We start from the raw sequence: 17107 nt of genomic DNA on the forward strand, positions 1-17107 counted from the left end.
GACCTCTCAGCCGACCGGGACCTCTTCCTCGCGCGGCTCGGCCGGCCGGGCCCGGTCCGCCGCCCGCATGACGATCAGCCCGGCCAGGATGAAGATGATGCCGAGCACCAGGCCCAGCAGCGGCAGCCACAGGTTGACCAGGTTGATCTTGCCGATGTTGTCGTTGGCCAGCTTGGCCTGGGCCTTCTGGGTGGCGTCGTCGAAGGTCAGGTCGTACTGGATCACCGTGGCCTTGTCCTGGCCGGAACTGTCGCGCAGCGTGGTCTTGTTCTGCTCGGCGCCCTTCACGATCACGCCGGTCTTGGGCTCGACCCAGACCGTCCGCGTGTCGGTGTAGAAGACCGGCGCCTGCACGCTGGCCGCGGTCTCCCCCACCAGCGAGCCCGGGACCTCCTGGGTCTGGACCTGCATGGCCGGGACCGTCTGCACGAACTTGTACGTCGTCAGCCCCTGGACCTTGTCCTCGGAGACGAACCTGGCCGGCAGCGAGGTCTTCGAGTTCGGGTCCCAGAACGGGTAGTCCTGCTTCTGGGTGTTGAACGGGAACTTGTAGCTGACCCCCGCGTGCCGGGTCGGCACCGAGTCGACGGACTCGTTGCAGCAGTTCACGGCCTCGGCGCTGCGCCGGTCGCTGGCGACCCGGTCCAGCGTGGCCCGCACGAACGTGCCGTCGCCCGTACCGAGCACGACCGAGACGTCCCAGACCGCGGTGTTCTTGTCGCTGGCGGCGACGTCGGCCTTCACCGTCCGGACCGCGACCAGGTCGGCCGAGCGCTCCTGCAGCGTGGCCGGGTCGAGGTAGGACCCGGGCCCGGGCGCGACCGTCTGCGCGTACTGGTCGATGGGGGTGATGACGACCCGGTCGGCGACGAAGAACCGCAGCAGTCCGGACAGCACGAGCAGGAAGACACCGAGACCGAGGACTATCGGACCCAGGAACCGCCGCATGGACTACCCCTCACGTCCCAGCGCTGATCCGCATGATCAGTTGGCGAAGGTTACCAGCGAGTGTCGGAGGAACGGGACATCTGGGCCCCGCCTGGCCGGGTGCCTGTAACCGCATCGTGATCTATCCGGCCGTACGGTGTCCGGATGGGTGGGCGGCGGCCGGTGCCGGCACTGGACGGGCTGCGGGCGGTGGCCGCGGCCGCGGTGCTGCTGACCCACGTCGCGTTCCGGACCGGCGAGACCGGGCGCGGTGCCGGCGGCGCCCTGCTGGCCCGCTTCGACTCCGGCGTCGCCGTGTTCTTCGTGCTCTCCGGCTTCCTGCTCTACCCGGTCACCCCGCCGCTGCGCCGGTACGTGCTGCGCCGCGCGGCCCGGATCCTGCCCGCGTACTGGGTGGTGGTGGCGGTGGTCGCGCTCTACGCCTCGGTGCCGGCGACGCACTGGTGGCTGGGGCAGACGTACGTGGGCGGGCTGGCCGGGCCGCTGACCCAGACCTGGTCGCTCTGCGCGGAGCTCGCGTTCTACGCGGTGCTACCGGGGCTGACGGCGCTGGCCCGACGCTGGGAATGGCCGGTGATCGCCGGCTGCGCGATGCTCGGGTACGGCTGGATCGCGGCCGTGCACCTGCTCGGCGCGCCGGACCGGCTGCTGCTCTGGCTGCCCGGGCACCTGGACTGGTTCGCGGCCGGGATGGCGGTGGCCGTGCTGGCCCGCCGCGGCGTCCCAGCCTGGCTGGACCAGCTCGCGCAGTGGCCCGGCACCTGCTGGGCCACGGCCGGCGCGCTGCTCTTCCTGCTCGCGACGCCGATCGCCGGCCCGCTCACGCTCGCCCCGATCCCCGGCGGCGCCGCGCTGATCAAGGAGGCCGGGTACTTGGCGGTGGCGACGCTGCTGCTGGTCCCGAGCGCGCTGGGCCCGCAACGCGGCCCGCTCGTGTCAGAGCCGCTGCGGCTGCTGGGCCGGATCTCCTACGGGGTCTTCCTCTGGCACCTGGTCGTGCTCGACCTGGTCTACCGGCTGACCGGCTGGGCCGACTTCAGCGGCCGGATGCTGCCGGTCGCGGTGCTCACCGGGCTCGCCTCGGTCGCGATCGGCGGGCTCTCGTGGGTGCTGGTCGAGCGGCCGGCCCTCCGGCTCGCCGACCGGGTCACCCGGCGGCCGCCAGCCGGACAGCCCGGCCGTGACCAGGCAGAGCGCGAACGCGGCGAGCCCCTGGTCGGCCGCCCGGACCGAGTCGGACCCGGGGTCGGCGGCGAGCAGGAGGCCGGCGACGGCGAGCGCACCGCCCGCGCCGACGGGACGCCAGCGGCGCGGTAGCAGCAGCGCCGCCGCGGCCGCGGCCAGCCCGATCCACCCGATGAGCAGGCCGCCGAGCGCGGCGACCGGGACCGCGGGGACCCAGCGCGGGATCGGGATCCCGCCCTCGACCACCGCCGGGCGCTCCGGCTCGCCGCGGTCGGGCAGCAGCGCCAGCGCGAGCACCAGCAGCGCCGCGACCAGCCCGGCCAGCAGCAGCCGGTCCTGGGTCCGGCCCGGCGCGAACGTGATCTGGACGGTGGTGACGCCGCCGGCCGGGATCTCGAAGCCCTGCTGCCAGCCGTCCATCCGCCTGGCCTCCAGCGGCTGCCCGCCGGCGGTCGCCGTCCAGCCCTTGTTCCAGCCCTCGGCCAGCGCCAGGTAGCCCTTCTCCCCCGCCCCGATCCGGACCGTACGGTGCTCGTCCGACCAGGCCAGCACGGTCACCGGCCGCGGGGCCGGCGGGTCCGGCAACGCCGCGCTGGACAGCCCGGCGCCCTGCACCTCCAGGGTCGGGGTCGCGGTCGTGGCCATCCGGTGCGGGCCGGCGACGACGGTGATCGGGCCACCGCAGACGGTCGCGGGCACCGGGCCCAGCGAGAGCAGGGCGGCCGGCGGCACCGCCATCGACAACGCGCGGGCGGTGCCGTCGAGCGTGACCCGCGGGCCGTCGGCGCAGCCGACCTCGACCGCGCGGGCGGAGGCGGCGGGCGCGCCGGCGAAGGCCACGTCGCGGACGGCGACCGGCCGCGGGGTGCCGTCCGGCCCGAGCTGCCGGCGGAAGGTCAGCGTGACCCGATCGGTCCGGACCGGCGCGAACGAACCCGTCCCGCGCACCGTCCGGCGCTGGCCGCCGGCGGCGGTGAGCTCGACCGAGCCGACGCCGGTCCAGTCCGCCCGGGTCAGCCCGGTCAGCGTGACCGTCGAGCCGAGATCGAGACTCAGTCGTGGGCCCTGGTCGTCGGTGGCCGGCAGCCAGGCCGTCGCCGCGCTCCCGTCGTACGCCGCCCCGGGCCGGGCCGCGGGGTCGGCGACCAGCCGGGACGAGCCGGTGGCCTGGTAGCCGGCGGTCCGGTCCAGCAGCGCGTCCAGCGCCGGGCCGGGCCGGGGCCGTACGGTCCCGGAGACCGCCACCGAGCCGGACGGCGCGTCGAACCGGCGGACCAGCGGCCCGTCCTCCTCGCCGGCCTGGGCCAGCCCGGGGAGGCAGGTCCAGCCGGCGCCGTCCAGCACGCAGTCGCCGCGCCGGCCGTCGGGCCGCTCACCCAGCACGCTCCACTGCGGGGCCGAGGCCTCGTCCGGGGGCAGCGCGACCGCCTGCCGGACCCGTACGCCGGGGACGGACAGCTCACGCACCCCGACGGCGCCGCTGTCCGTGTCCCCGGCGACGCCGGTGATCGTCACCCGGACCCGGGAGGTCTCGCCCTCCGGCAGCCGCACGCTCGCGACCCCGCCGGTCACGGTCGCGTGCACGGTGCCGAGGTCGGTGGTGACGTCCACGCCGGTGACCCGCGGGCCGAGCGCGGGGTCGTCGAGCAGCTGCACGGTCGCCGACGGCAGTACCTGCGGCTCCAGCAGCTCCAGCTGGACCCACTGCCCGACGGTGCCGCCGGCCGACACCCAGGACGTGCCGGCGTCGCCGTCGACCGCGGCGGCCGGCCGCTTGTCCGGGCCGAGGTAGTCCTGGCCCAGCGTGCCGGCGGTGAACGGGTCGTCCGCGCTGCTGGACGCCGTCACCGCGGCCGCGCCCTCCAGCACGGCGACGGTCTGCTCCTCCGCGTCGTACGGGCCGATGTCCGGACGCGGGGTCGGGTCGGCGGCACTGAGCGTGGCCGAGTACCGCCGGCCGGGATCGGCGCCGGGGTTGAACTCGCGCCGCCGCAGCGTGTCGGTCTGCACGCCCTCGACCGCGTCGGCGTCGTTCGCGCCCATCACCGCCCGGCCGGTGAGCAGGCCCGCGTCGGCCAGCTGCAGCGTCCCCTCCGGGCCGCCGGACAGCGCGATCCCGCCGTCCTCGGGCAGCGAGAACACCCGCGCGGCCCCGGCGACCTGGAAGACCTCCACCGCCGGCGGCGGGGTCACCGGCGCGCCGGCCAGCCGGTCGGTGGACCGGAACGGCACCGGCTGCGGCGGCCCGAACGCGGCCGCGAGCCGGATCCCGGGCGAGCCGGCCAGCGCGGCCCGGATCACCCCGGGCCGCTCGGCGCCGGACCGGTCCGGGTCCAGGTCGTTGCGCAGCACCACGTACTTCACCCCGGCCCGGCCCAGCACCTGCGCGTACGCGGCCGAGGGCTGGCCGGTGGCGAAGCGGGCGTCCAGGCCGTCGAGCATCCGGATGCTGCCGGGAGCGCCGAGCGGGGCCGCGTCCCGGACCGCCCAGGGCGCGCGGGCCAGCGCCTGCAGCGGCTCGTCCCGCGGCGTCCCCCAGCGGTAGACGGGCTGGTTGGAGGACGGTTCGAGCAGGCTGCGGTCGCCGTCGGAGTGGCTCGCGAGCCAGCTCGCGGCCTGCGACCAGTACGCCGGCGTCTGCTGGTACGCGCCCGCCGGAGCGAGCCCGCTCCCCCAGGCCGGCAGCAGCGTGATCGCGATCAGCGCGGCGACGACCGCGTACGCGACCGTCCTGACCTGCGGCACTCGTGCTCGGGTCAGCAGCTGGGCCAGGCCGAGCGTGAGCGGCAGCCGCAGCACCGGATCGACCTTGTGCACGTTGCGCAGCGGCGCGCCCGGCCCGTCCAGCGCGCCCTGCAGGCCGTGCGCGAGCGGGCCGGTCAGCATGCCGGTGTGCGCGGCCGTGACCAGCACGGTGCCCAGCAGCACGCCGCCGAGCAGCCAGCGCCGGTCCGGCAGCCCCGGCATCAGCAGCCCGGCCAGCCCGGCCGCCGCGATCAGCACGGTCACCACGACCAGGCCGGAGGAGGTGGCCAGGTCCCAGCCCGCGGTGAGCACCGGCTGCCCGTGCACGACCAGGTAGCCCAGCCAGTGCTCACCGCCGCGCAGGGTGTCGGTCAGACCGGTGACCGCGGTCGTGACCTTGGCGTTCTCGATCAGGTCGAGGAACGGGTAGCCGTACTGGCCGAGCAGCAGCAGCGGCAGCACCCACCAGGCCGCGGCCAGCGCGACGATCGGCAGCCACCAGGCCAGCAGCCGGCCGCGGACCGGGCGGGCCCGGGTCAGCAGGTAGAGCAGCGGCAGCGGGAGGACCGCGGCGGTGGCGGCGGCGTTCACGCCACCGAGACAGAGCACGCCGACGCCGGACAACGCGGCGGCCCTGCGGGCGGGCAGCCGGCCGGTCGCCCCGGCCACCAGCGGCAGCAGCACCCAGGGCAGGACGGCGGCCGGCCAGGCCTCGACCGAGATCGTGCCGAGCACGGTCAGCACCCGCGGGCTCAGCGCGTACGCCAGCGCGGAGACCAGCCGGGTGCTCGGCGTACCGATCCCGAGCGCCCCCGCCAGCTTGTACGCGCCGAGGAAGCCGACCACGAACAGCAGCGCCCACCAGCCCCGCTGCACCGCCCAGCCGGGCACGCCGAGCGCGTGCCCGAGCCAGAAGAACGGCCCCATCGGCCAGAGGTAGCCGTAGGACTGGTTGGACAGCTGGCCGAAGCCCTGCTGCGGGTCCCACGCCTCCAGCGCCCGGCGCAGGAACCCGCCCGGGTCGAGGACCAGGTCGGACTTGGTGTCGCCGACGAGCTTGCCCGGCGCCTGGCTGAAGGCGAGCGCGACCAGGGCCACGGCCGCCGCCGTCACCCGCAGCCGCCGGATCCCAGCCGGCGTCGTCCCGGTCATCGGCGCCGCAGCACCAGCCAGAGGTTCCAGGTCGCGACCTCGCGCAGCCCGGGGACGGTCAGCAGCGGCCGGGCGTACCCGGGCAGGTAACGGGGGCGGGCGTCGATCAGCTCGGCGTCGCCGCGGGACCGGGCCCAGCGCAGGCCGGCGGCCACGGAGACCGGGAACAGGCCGATGCCGTAGCGGTTCTTGGGCGGGTGGTGGTAGCGGCGGCCGTACCGCTCGGCCGCGGTGTAGCCGCCGAGGTAGTGCCAGGGCGAGGTCTCGTGGCCGCCCCAGGGCGACAGCCAGTTCGTGTACGCGACCACGACCAGCCCGCCGGGGCGGGTCACGCGGACCAGCTCGTCGGCGAACCGCCACGGTGCCGGCACGTGCTCCACCACGTTGGAGGAGAAGCAGACGTCGACCGCGTTGTCGGCGACCGGGAGCCGCTCGCCTCGGCCGGCCACGCCGCCCCTCGTCAGTTGAGTCGGGTCTGAGTCCAGCGCCGTGTAGGTCGCCCCGGCCCGGTGGAACGCGGCCGCGAACTGCTTCGGGCCGGCGCCGACGTCGAGCACGTGCCGACCGGCCAGCGCGCCGTGCTCCTCGACCAGCCGGACCGAGTCGCGGGCGAGTAATCCGTAGAAGGCCTCGGGCTCGGTCTGCTCAACCCGAAAAGCACGCAGCAATGCCATCGAACGTCGCACACCGGCACCGTGCACGGGGTGAGCGTAGACGGCCTGTCCGGACTGGTGGCGCTGTACGGGGACGGCTCACCCGGGACGGTGAGCGGTCAGCTCCAGGGACGGCCGCAGCCGGGGGTGGGCCAGCCGGGCCGTGACCGTGATCGGGGCGGTGACCAGGGCGGACAGCACGGTGCCGCGTTCCGGCAGCACGCCCGCGGGTCTGTGCACGGGCTGTGCCCGACGACGCAGGCTCGCGACCTCCATCGACAGGTTGTCCAACGCCAACCGCCGTACGCGGACGCCGTCGAAGCCGGCTCGCCGCAACGACCTCGTCGCCGAGTCGGGCGAGAAGAAACGGAGGTGGGTCGGGTCCTCCAGCAGCCACCAGGCCGCGCCGAACCAGTCCGCGCCTGCGGAATCCGCGGTCGGCGTGATCAGCGCCAGCGTCCCGCCCGGCCTGAGCAACCGGTACGCCGCAGCAAGCCCCTTCTCCGGATCCGTGAGGTGCTCCAGCACGTGCACCCCGACGACGAGGTCGTACTGCCCCCCATCCGCAGCCGCGCCGACCTCCGCGGCGTCCGGGTCGGCGCCGGCGCTCTCGGCGGCCGCGGCGGCGGCCGGGTCGGTGCCATCGCTCTCGGCGGCCGCGGCGGCGTCCGGGTCGGCGCCGGCGCTGGTCGCCGGGACCATGTCTTCCAGCTGACCGGAGGTCAGAGCCCCGCGGCGGCGGACCTCGGGGTCGACGTCGACCTCGAGCTGACCGGCGTCGACGCCACCGACCGCCCAGCCCGCGTCGAGGAACCGGCGCAGCAGGGCGCCCGACCCGTACCCGATCTCGAACACCGAGCGGCCGTGCGGCACCAGCGCGCGCAGCCGGCGCTCGGTGAGCCGGAGCCGCACCGCGTCCAGACCCGGATCTCCCCCGTACCCGGCGTCGCGCGCATTGGCCGGACAGTCTGTGAAATCCCGCTGCACATGGCGGCAGTCCGGACAGCGCTGTAGGACCCCGCCCCCGCGCAGACGCCAGTCCTGCAGGCCAGCGCCGCACACCTCGCACTGCCGCGACATGCCGCAGACCGTACCGGTCGGTAACAGGACGGCTCACGATCCACTACGCTCCCGGCTGATCGGAAGGGGCGACGACGCTCATGCGGGACCGTTTGCGGGTATTAGTCCTCAACTGGCGCGACTCGGGGCATCCCGAAGGCGGCGGAGCCGAGAGCTTCTGCGAGCGGGTGGCCAGCGGGCTGGCCGCGCTCGGGCACGACGTGACCGTCCGGTGCGCCCTGTACCCGGGAGCAGCGCCCGACGAGACCATCGACGGTGTCGCCTACGAACGCCGGGGCGGCCGCTTCACCGTCTATCCCCGGGCCGCGCTCACCCTCGCCCGGCGGCGGCGCGCCTTCGACGTGGTCATCGACGTGCAGAACGGGATGCCGTTCTGGGCCCCGCTGTTCACCCGCGCCCGCGTCGTGAACGTGACCCACCACCTGCACCGCGAGCAGTGGTCCGCGGTCTTCGGCCCGCGGATGGGCCGGGTCGGCTGGTGGCTGGAGTCCCGGGTCGCGCCTCGGGTCTACCGCCGCTGCCGCTACCTGACCGTGTCCGAGGCGACCCGGGCCGACCTGCTCGCGGTCGGCGTGTCGGCGTCGCGGGTGGGGGTCGTCTACTCCGGGCTGGACGCACCGGTGCTCCCGGTCGACAGCGCCGCCTGGCCGCGCAGCCCCGCGCCGAGCGTCGTCGTGCTCGGCCGGCTGGTGCCGCACAAGCGGGTCGAGCTGGCGATGGACGCGATCGCCGCGATCCCCGGCGCGACGCTCACCGTGATCGGGCACGGCTACTGGGAACCCCAGCTGCGCGCGTACGCCGACCGGATCGGGGTCGCCGACGCGGTGACGTTCGCCGGGTTCGTGGACGACGTGACCAAGCACCGGCTGCTGGCCTCGGCCTGGGTGCACGCCCTGCCGTCGGTCAAGGAGGGCTGGAGCCTGGCGGTCGTGGAGAGTGCCGCGCACGGAACCCCGACCGTCGCCTTCCGCTCGGCCGGCGGCCCGACCGAGTCGGTCGTCGACGGCGAGACCGGCATCCTGGCCGAGGACGAGCCCGACTTCACCGCCGCGCTGCGTCAGCTCCTGACCGACGCCCCCGTACGCGAGGGGATGGCCCGGGCCGCCCGCATCCACGCAGCCCGCTTCAGCTGGCCCGCGACCGCCGCCGTGGTCGAGACCGAGCTCCGTGCGCTGATGGGGCTGCCGGCCCGTACCGAGGACCTGCCGCACATCGACACCACCGTCGAAGCCACCGGCTAGAACGGCACCGGCTGGATGCACCAGCTGGGTCGTCACGGGCCAGGTCGTCGCCGGCTTCCTGGGTCGGCGCGGACCTCAGAACGGCAGTTCGGGCGAAGGACTGCGCGTCAGCGCTGGTCGTAGCTGATCAGCGGCCGGTTGACCGGCGGCGCGTCACTGTCGGACGCCGAGGAGACCAGTACGAGCGAAGCCCCGATGGCGAGCAGACCACCGATGACGGCCGCGACCACGGCCGAGATGAGGATGGCGCCCCGGTCCTTGGGGCTGGTCCGCTCTGCACTGAGCACGTCGGCCACGCTCCCGTTTCAGTCGTTGGCTGCGGGCGAGCCTAGCAGCCGCGATGCACGGCTGACGATCACCGCGCCGGTGGCGAGCCCCGCCACCCCGAGCCCGAGGATCGCCCGCCACGGCTCGTTCTCCGGGGTCGGCTCCACCTCGCCCGGCAGCTCGACGAGCAGCAGATCCGGGCTCCGGTAGAGCACCGGCAGACCGGCGAGCGCCCGCTCGGTGGCGGCCGAGTCCGGCTGGGTCCGGTGCACCACCGCGTACCGGATCCCGTTGGCCCGCAGCAGGTCCGGCAACCGCTGCCCGGCGGCGATCCCGGCCGAGATGGCCGCGGACCGGGCGTCCTCCCCTCGCACGGTCACCGCAGACAACGGCAGGTCGTCGTCGGTCAGCACCCTCCGATCGAGCAACCGAGGCAGCGGGTCGAGCACCACTCGGTTCCCGTCCCAGTCCAACCGCCGGTACGTCCCCCACGGCAACGCGGCGACCTCCCCCGCCGGCGCCACGCTCACCGCCGCCCGCAACTGCAACCAGTCCGCGGGGTATTCGGCGGCCGCCAAACGGCCTCCCACCCCCCAGACCAGCGTCGGCAACGCCAGCACGGGCAGCACCCCGAGCAGCACCGCGTACGGAACGGTCGTCCGGATCGCGGCCAGCCTCGCCACCGCGTACCCGGCGGCCACCGCGACCACCAGCGCCGTCGGCGCCAGCAGCTTCTGCCCGTCCCGCAACAGCCCCCCGCCCGGCACGTGCACCACCACCAGGCGCAGCACGGCGTCCAGCCCAGGCACCGCCCCGGCCGCCGCCAGCACCAGCCCGACCAGCCCGGCCACCACCAGCCCGGCACTCTCGTCCCACACCCGGCGGACGCCGAGCCCGAGCGCCGCCAGCACCGCCACCAGGGCAACCAGGGCCAGCGGCGAGTCCCGGCCGTCCGGAACCGTCGCCGGGTTCCAGATCCCGCCCAGCGTCAGCAGGCTCCCGGCCAACCCGAGCGGCGTGTCCGACCGGGCCGCGAACGCCGCCACGCCCGCCGGATCCGCCGGTAACCCGCCCGGCCGGACCAGCGCCGGCACCAGCCACGGCAGGTTCACCGCGACCGCGAACCCCACCACGCCGGCCAGCCGCCCGATCCCACCCGGCCGGAGCCCGATCACCAGGACGGCCGTCCCGGTCGCGATGAGCGCCGACGTCGATCCCGCTGCCGCAGCCGCAGCCAACCAGAGCAACAGCGGACGGATCGAGTCACCGCGCCGGGCGCCCAGCGCGGCACTCACCACCCAGGGCAGAAGCGCGTACCCCAGCAGGAAAGTCCAGTGCCCGATGACCAGTCGCTCGGCCACGTACGGCGTCCAGACGTAGGCGATCGCCGCCGCAGCTGCTCCGGGAAGGGTCGGCGCCAACCGCGCCGCGCCTGCGCCCGCGAGCACGAACGCCGCCAGCAAGAGCCCGTCCTGCACGAGGACGACCGGCAGGATGTGGGCCAGCAGATCCGCCAGCAACTCCGTCGGCACGGCCCTTGGCACCGAGCCGTCGGTGCCGAGCACCGAACCCGTGATCGGCGGATCCGGCACGAAGACCATGTCGTAGGAGAGGACAACTCCTCGGCCCAGGACCGGCGCCAGCACGAGCAGGCCTATGACCAGCCCGGTCGCCGCGCCCAGCGGGCCGCGTCGGGTCATCGCTCGACCGACGCCAGCGCCGCACCCATGCGGGCGCACTGCGCGCCCAGCTCGTGATGCTCCTCCACGTACCTCCGGTTGCTCGCTCCCACCGCCGCCCGCCGCGTCGGATCGGAGAGGAACCCGATCAGCGCGTCGGCCAGCGCCTCCGCCTCGTCCACCACTCGCTCGTTCGGCGGCACCACGATCTCGTGGTTGGTGCCGCAGACCGTCGTGACCACCGGCAGCCCGCAGGCCATCGCCTCCAGGTAGGCGAGCCCGAACTGCTCCGACCACTTCCACGTCGACCGCGGCGCCGTCACGAACACCGCGGCTTCTTGCAGGACCGAAGCTACCCGGGCGGCGTCCCCGCGGCCCATGTGCTCAACACCTTGTCCTCGCACCATGGAAACCAGCGGCCCGTCCCCCAAGACTCGCAGTCGCGCGTCCGGGATCTTCGCCCGGACGAGCGCGAACGCGTCGAGCACGCGGTCGATGCCCTTGTTGGCGGCGACCGGCGACACGAAGGCGATCACCGGTTCGGCCACAAGGGCCGGCGCCGGTCGGAAGAAGGAGGTGTCGATGCCGGGCCGGACCACCCGCAGGCGGTCGTCGTCCACGCCGAGCACGCGCAGATGGTCGGCCGCGGACTCGACCAGGCAGAGAAAGAGGTCGGCGTTGTCGAGGGACCGCCGCAACGCCGTGCGGTACGGCGGAAGTGAGTACAGCGGCTGGCGCGGGTCGTTCTCCCACGTCACCACGACCTGCCGCAGCCGGTGCCGCCGGGCGTACGCGGAGGCCTGCCCGGTGACGAGCGAGCAGAGCTCCAGCGAGCCGACCCAGTCGTACTCGGGGGTCAGGCCGTCGAGCTCCCGCACCCAGGCCAGCGCACCGGCCTCGACGAACCGCCGCACGGGCCGGCGGTACGTGGCCGGGATCCAGTCGGCCGGCGGCAGCGGCTCGGCGCCGGCGAGCGCGGTCAGCCGGGTGTCCGGCAACAGGGACAGCCAGCGCTGTTCGCGACCGGGGCGCTGGTCGGCCAGCGACGCCCAGAGCAGCCGTCTCACCGGCGGCGGCCGAGCTGGTAGCCGACGACGTAGGCAGCCGCCTCGAGCGCCCGCATCAGCAGCATTCCACCTGTCCGGACAGGATGCCGGGCGAGCATGCGGCGATGGCGGATCAGCGCCTGCAGCGTGCCGGCTCCCTGGCCGGCCAATGCGCCCGGGTTCTTCGCCGCGAACGCCGGCAGGCTGCGGCCGTAGTAGACGCGCTTGGTCAGGACCGAGCGCAACGTCAGGCGGCCTTCGTCATGCACGATGAAGACGTCCGGGCACAGCGCGGTGCGGGTGCCGGACCTCCGCAGCCGCAGCCGCAGGTCGGTGTCTTCGGGTCCCGCCATCGCCGGGTCGAACTCCGCGTCCCCCAGCAGCAACTCCCGGCGCAGCAGGCGCGGGTTGTGCAGCGACGGATCGTCGACGTAGCAGGCCCGTTCGAGCGCGCGACAGGCCGTCCAGAATCCGGGACCGACGCTCACCTCCGGAATCGCGACGGCATCGGCCTGCTCGAACCGGGCGGTCGCCAGCGCGGCGGACACGGTCTCCGGCGGCAGGACCATGTCGGAGTCGATCCACAGCACCCAGTCGGTCGCCGTGAGCCGGACACCGATGTTGCGCTGGGCGCTGCGTTCCGGACCGCCACGCACGGCCATGTCGGCCAGTCGCCCGGCCAGCTCGTACGTGCCGTCAGTGCTGTCGTTATCGACCACGACCAGCTCGACCGGGACGTCCTGGGCACGGATGGACTCGAGGCAGGCGGCCAGCGTCCGCATCGAGTCACGGGTCGGCACCACCACCGTGACACTCACCGGTTCCGCCCGCCCCGGTCCGCGCGATCGGCCCGGAGCACGCCGACGAGGAGAAGAAGCAGACCGAGCGCCGCCAGCCGTCCGGGCCAGGGGTCGCCGAGCACGATCGTGGCCGTGATCCGGCCGCCGGTGTCGGGCCGGAGGACGAGCCAGACCACTGGCACCGCGAGCAGGACCACGACCGCGGCGGCGATCAGCGACTGCGGCCGGGCCGGCCGGACCAGCTGCCAGAACGCCAGCAGCAGCGCCGGGACTGCCAGCCAGATCCCGCCCACGGCCCATGCCAGCAGCACTGCTCCGGCCCATAGTGCGAGTGATCGCCACCGGGCCCATCGGGCGCTGCGGGGCCGGCCCCAGGAGCCCGGCCTCCACCGCGACCGGCCGCGCGCCTCCGCGGTCTCCGCCTCGCGGCCGGGCACGGGCACCCCGCCGCCACCGGAGCCCGGAGGACCGACCGGGCGCAACGCGACGAGTAGTGCGCTGCCCAGCGCCACCACCCCCGACCCGACGACCGCGGCGTCGGTCGCGGTCTGCCCGGTGTACCGCACCGAGATCGCGTGGTCGCCCGGGGCGTCCACCCGCCAGCCGGCGGAATATCCGTCCAGCGCGATCGGCGGTCCCAGATCATGACCGTCCAGGGTGGCCCGCCAGTGCGGGTCCAGGGCCTGCCCGGTGACGAGGAAGTACGGCTGGGTCGCACCGCTGACGTGCGCGGTGAACCGCGGTCCCCGGCCCTCGGAGACCTGGACCGCAGGGCCGGCGGGGGCCGGCGCGGCCGCGCCGAGCGGATCGCGCAGCACCAGCTCGTCCGCGGTCCAGCCCGGCACCGGCAGGAGCCGGTGCTGACCCGCGCTGACCGGCAACCGGCCGCAGCCGACCCATCGCACCGGGTCGGCGGACAGGATCGGGTGCGGCGGCCGCATCAGCACCGGCGTGCCGTCGAGGGTGGCGACCGGAACGCAGGCCCGTGCCGACCGGCCGCCGGAGAACGGCATGCTCGCTCCACCGAAGCCGACCTCCGCGATGCGCACGGCACCGGCCGGGTTGCCGGTCAGCGTGGCCAGCACGGTGACCCGCACCCGGGAGGCGACCTGGGCCGGCACCGGGATCCGCGTCGTCCGCGGACCCAGGTCGGCCACGATCTGAGGACCACCGTCCAGGCTGATCCCGACCCGGGTGATCCGGTCGAGCGACTCGGGACGCCCCGGCCCGGTCAGCGTCAGGCTGACCGAATTGACCCGGCGGGCCGGCGCGCTGATCGTCAGCGACTGGCCGACGACCGGACCGGCCGGCGCCCAGGCCGTGTCGGTGCGACCGTCGACCGCCTGCGAGGCCCGGACGGTGGGCAACCCGAAGGCGCGCGAGCTCGAAGTCGCCCGCACCGGGCCGTAGGCACCGGCGAGCACGTCCAGGTCCCGCTCGGACAGCTGCGGGCCGACCCGGATGGTTCCGGAGAGCCGGTAGTCCCGCGCCACCGGGGCGGCGATGTCCCGGCTCAGCCCGGTCTCCTCGTCGTCGGCGGCCGGCGTGGTCCCGCGGACCCGGGTCAGGACCATGTCGATCGGCGTCCGGTCCAGCGCCGCCCGTCCGGCCGGGTCCAGGCCCGCGACAAGGCCGTCCATCGTTCGCGGCGTCCGGGCCACCCGCGTGAGCTGGACGCCGGGGATCTGCACCTCTTGCACGCCGACCAGGTTGAAGCCGGTCCCGGTCACCCCGAGCACGGTGATCTTGACCGAGTCCGCGATCGTGCGCCGAGGCAACGTCAGCTCGGCCGCGCCGGATGCATCGACTGCACGATCCGCACTGACCCCGCCGACCTCGATGCGGACCTTCGCTATCCGCTGGGCGTCGGCCGTCCGAACCCGGACGGTCACCTTCGGCACCAGCCGGCTCTGGTCGAAGTGGACCGAGAGGGACTGGCCGACGGCCCGGCCGAAGTCGCCGAACAGCCAGCCGGTGTCCGGGTCGCCGTCCACCGCGTTCTCCGGCGCGCCGGAGGCGACCGGACCGAACACCGAGCCGACGTCGGTCGCGGTGACCGAGCCGCCGGCGACCTCCAAGACGGTCTGCCGGTCCGGGTCGAACAACGTACGGGTGCCGCCCGGGTCCGTGTCGGCCGGCAGCAGCGGACCCTGGCTGCCGCCGAGCCGGCCGGCCGCGGTGCTGCGCCGCCGGTTGGTGTCGGTCAGCACCACCCGTCCGACCTCGCCGCGATCCAGCATCGCGGCCAGGTCGCCACTGCTCAGATCGCCCAAGTAGCGGAACGGGCGGGTCCCGTTCAGCAGCCCGGCTCCCGCCAGCGGGGCGACGGCGAACCCGTCGCCGTCGACGAGCACGGTCCCCGCGGCGGCTTCGGTACGCACCACCGGTTGGGGCCCGGCGACCGCGTAGTGCTGCAGCGGCGGCAGCGAGGCCTCGGCGAAGGACAACGAGGGGTAGGTCGGGGACACCGTGTTCTCGCCCGGCGCTCCGTAGTTCCCGCGCGGCACCAGCCCTCGGTCGGCATTGACCTGGCCCTGCAGGACCTCCGGGCGGGCGCCGCCGACGTCCTCCCAGACCGTGTCGTTGCGTACGAGCAGGTCGCGGACCCCGAGGTAGCGGGCGGTGGCCGACAACGCCCCCGGCGGCAGCGAGCCCTCCTGCAACTGCACGTCGGTGGCCGCGAGCAGGTTCGCGGCCTCTGGGGTGGTGACGGGGATGACCGTGCGCAGCAGGGCAGGACGGGACAGCACCGACGGGGCCAGGTCGTCCGGCCGCGACTGCGACCAGCGGTACTGGGAGAGCACCTCCCCGGGGACGAACCAGACCCGCTGGTCGGAGGGCCCGCGGTCGAGGTCGGCCGCGGCCGACTTCCAGTAGTCCGGCAGATCGACCGTGCTGGTGTAGAGACCGCCCGTCCAGGCCGGCACCGTCGCACCGGCCAGCACCACGGTCAGGGCCAGGACCACGAGGGTGCGCCGCTCCGGGTCGCGCCATCGACGCAGCGCCGCCGCCGTGCCGGCGGCGAGCAGCAGCGCCGTGCCCAGCACCAGCAGAGAACCGATCTTGTTGGTGGTACGGAATGCGCCAGCGCCCGGAACGGTGTCGAAGGTCCAGCGCAGCGCGCGGCCGAACGCGGTCGGCGCGGCCGGCGGGTGCACCCCGACCATGACCGGCACCGCGACCACGACGAGCAGCAGGCCGAGCCTGCGTACGGTGCCGCGAGCCAGCAGAGCCGCGGCCGCTCCCAGCGCCGGCAGGGCGAAGCTGAGCAGCACCACGACCGGGTCGTTGAGATAGCCGGTCCACTGCGGCACCCAGGCGCCGTCCGGGCCGGAGCCGTAGAGCGGCCAGAGGCCGAGCCCCCGCAGCACCTCGGCCGCGGACGACGGGCCGGAGATCCCCTCCAGCGTCTCGGAGTTCTGCACGACCACGGCCCCGGCGTGCAGCGCCAGCACCGACGGGACGACCCAGTACGCCGACAGCGCCGCCACGAGCACCGCGCACCGGCCCAGCACCGCGAGCACCGGTCGCCAGGACAGCCCGTCCGCGCGCCGGACCACCAGCGCGACCACCGGCACCGCGACCAACTGCAACAGCGGCACGACGCCGGCGTTCATCCCGCTCGCGGCGGCGAACGCCAGCGCGAACGCGGCCGGCCAGCGCCAGCGCGCTGCCCGGGCCCGCCAGCCCCGCCCCGGTATCGGCGACCGCAGCGCGCGGACGAGGAACACCAGCTGCCAGGGCAACACGGCCCAGGGCAGCAGGATGGCCTGGGTGCCGCCGGCCACCACCACGTAGGGGTTGGCCACGAACGTCGTCCCGGCGACCAGCGGGCCGGCCGCCTCCGCGTCGGGCTCGACGGTGTCCGCGACCGGCCGCAACGCCCGGTAGAGCCGGGCCGCGCCCCAGGCCCCGACCACGACGAGCAGGAACCGCAGCACCCGTACGGACAGGGCGGGCGAGATCCCGACCGACTGGATCAGTCCGATCGCGACGGCGACCGGGACCAGGCCCACGTTGAAGCTGGGGAAGCCGAGCTGCGGATTCTCCTGCCAGGCCGACAGGTACGCCGCAGCGGTGCGCCAGGGCGCGAAGTAGAGCTCCGGCTTGGCGTCCGCGGCGAACGACCCGGCGCTGCTGCCGAAGGTCACGGCGATCAGCAGCAGCCACAACCCGGCCGCGACGTACACCGGCCAGCCGACGCGACGACGCGGACGGGCCCCTGGCTCGTCGCCGCCCGCCGCGGCGGCCCGGTCGGCCATGTCCACCGCGCTCACGACACCTCCGCCGGGCGCACCCGATCGCGGACCT

General features: G+C 74.9%; 10 protein-coding genes and 1 pseudogene. 2 read left to right on the forward strand and 9 right to left on the reverse strand.

Translation table 11 applies throughout. The annotated features are described in order from the left end of the window. Positions 1-6 precede the first annotated feature (6 nt). A complete protein-coding gene (locus tag VGP36_03370; protein ID HEV7653764.1) occupies positions 7-948 on the reverse strand; it encodes a DUF3068 domain-containing protein in 942 nt (313 codons plus the stop codon). A gap of 144 nt (positions 949-1092) precedes the next feature. On the opposite strand from VGP36_03370, the gene VGP36_03375 reads away from it, so the two are divergent. Then, positions 1093-2265 (forward strand): acyltransferase, encoded by a 1173-nt coding sequence (locus VGP36_03375; GenBank protein HEV7653765.1) that lies wholly within the window; start codon positions 1093-1095, stop codon positions 2263-2265. 1797 nt (positions 2266-4062) lie between these two features. Here the strand turns inward: VGP36_03375 and VGP36_03380 are convergent. From VGP36_03380 to VGP36_03390, 3 genes and pseudogenes are all read right to left on the reverse strand, one after another. Further along, positions 4063-6030: pseudogene (locus VGP36_03380) on the reverse strand (alpha-(1->3)-arabinofuranosyltransferase family protein). Next, complete coding sequence (locus VGP36_03385) at positions 6027-6716, reverse strand: class I SAM-dependent methyltransferase (protein HEV7653766.1); 690 nt, start codon at positions 6714-6716, stop codon at positions 6027-6029. Before VGP36_03385 ends, VGP36_03380 begins: the two are co-directional and overlap by 4 nt. A 66-nt stretch (positions 6717-6782) precedes the next feature. Beyond that, entirely contained in the window at positions 6783-7595 is an 813-nt protein-coding gene (locus VGP36_03390) for a class I SAM-dependent methyltransferase (GenBank protein HEV7653767.1), read from the reverse strand. Between the two features lie 248 nt (positions 7596-7843). Here VGP36_03390 and VGP36_03395 point away from each other — a divergent pair, with 248 nt between their 5' ends. Then, positions 7844-9004, forward strand: coding sequence for a glycosyltransferase family 4 protein (locus VGP36_03395; GenBank protein ID HEV7653768.1), 1161 nt, complete (start codon positions 7844-7846; stop codon positions 9002-9004). A gap of 107 nt (positions 9005-9111) precedes the next feature. On the opposite strand, the gene VGP36_03400 is transcribed toward VGP36_03395, so the two are convergent. From VGP36_03400 to VGP36_03420, 5 genes are read right to left on the reverse strand one after another with little or no spacing between them, the layout of a single operon-like run. Beyond that, the gene (locus VGP36_03400) at positions 9112-9300 is read right to left on the reverse strand and encodes a hypothetical protein (GenBank protein ID HEV7653769.1); all 189 of its coding nucleotides are present in this window, start codon (positions 9298-9300) and stop codon (positions 9112-9114) included. Between the two features lie 9 nt (positions 9301-9309). Next, positions 9310-10971 (reverse strand): hypothetical protein, encoded by a 1662-nt coding sequence (locus VGP36_03405; GenBank protein ID HEV7653770.1) that lies wholly within the window; start codon positions 10969-10971, stop codon positions 9310-9312. Beyond that, positions 10968-12017: a glycosyltransferase family 4 protein gene (locus VGP36_03410; protein HEV7653771.1), complete on the reverse strand. Its 1050-nt coding sequence runs from the start codon at positions 12015-12017 to the stop codon at positions 10968-10970. The genes VGP36_03405 and VGP36_03410 overlap by 4 nt, the downstream gene beginning before the upstream one ends. Then, on the reverse strand, positions 12014-12799 hold the full coding sequence (locus VGP36_03415; GenBank protein HEV7653772.1) for a glycosyltransferase family A protein: 786 nt from the start codon (positions 12797-12799) through the stop codon (positions 12014-12016). The genes VGP36_03410 and VGP36_03415 overlap by 4 nt, the downstream gene beginning before the upstream one ends. 11 nt (positions 12800-12810) lie before the next feature. Beyond that, complete coding sequence (locus VGP36_03420) at positions 12811-17073, reverse strand: alpha-(1->3)-arabinofuranosyltransferase family protein (protein HEV7653773.1); 4263 nt, start codon at positions 17071-17073, stop codon at positions 12811-12813. Positions 17074-17107: the final 34 nt, after the last annotated feature.

The sequence above is a fragment of the Mycobacteriales bacterium genome (genome assembly GCA_035995165.1).
In the GTDB taxonomy this organism is placed as follows: Bacteria; Actinomycetota; Actinomycetes; order Mycobacteriales; family CADCTP01; genus CADCTP01.

What these genes read in the sequence shown, in the direction of transcription:
- VGP36_03405 (HEV7653770.1), bottom strand. Translation starts at nt 10,971, where the DNA reads ATGACCCGACGCGGCCCGCTGGGCGCGGCGACCGGGCTGGTCATAGGC.
- VGP36_03370 (HEV7653764.1), bottom strand. Translation starts at nt 948, where the DNA reads ATGCGGCGGTTCCTGGGTCCGATAGTCCTCGGTCTCGGTGTCTTCCTG.
- VGP36_03395 (HEV7653768.1), top strand. Translation starts at nt 7,844, where the DNA reads ATGCGGGACCGTTTGCGGGTATTAGTCCTCAACTGGCGCGACTCGGGG.
- VGP36_03375 (HEV7653765.1), top strand. Translation starts at nt 1,093, where the DNA reads ATGGGTGGGCGGCGGCCGGTGCCGGCACTGGACGGGCTGCGGGCGGTG.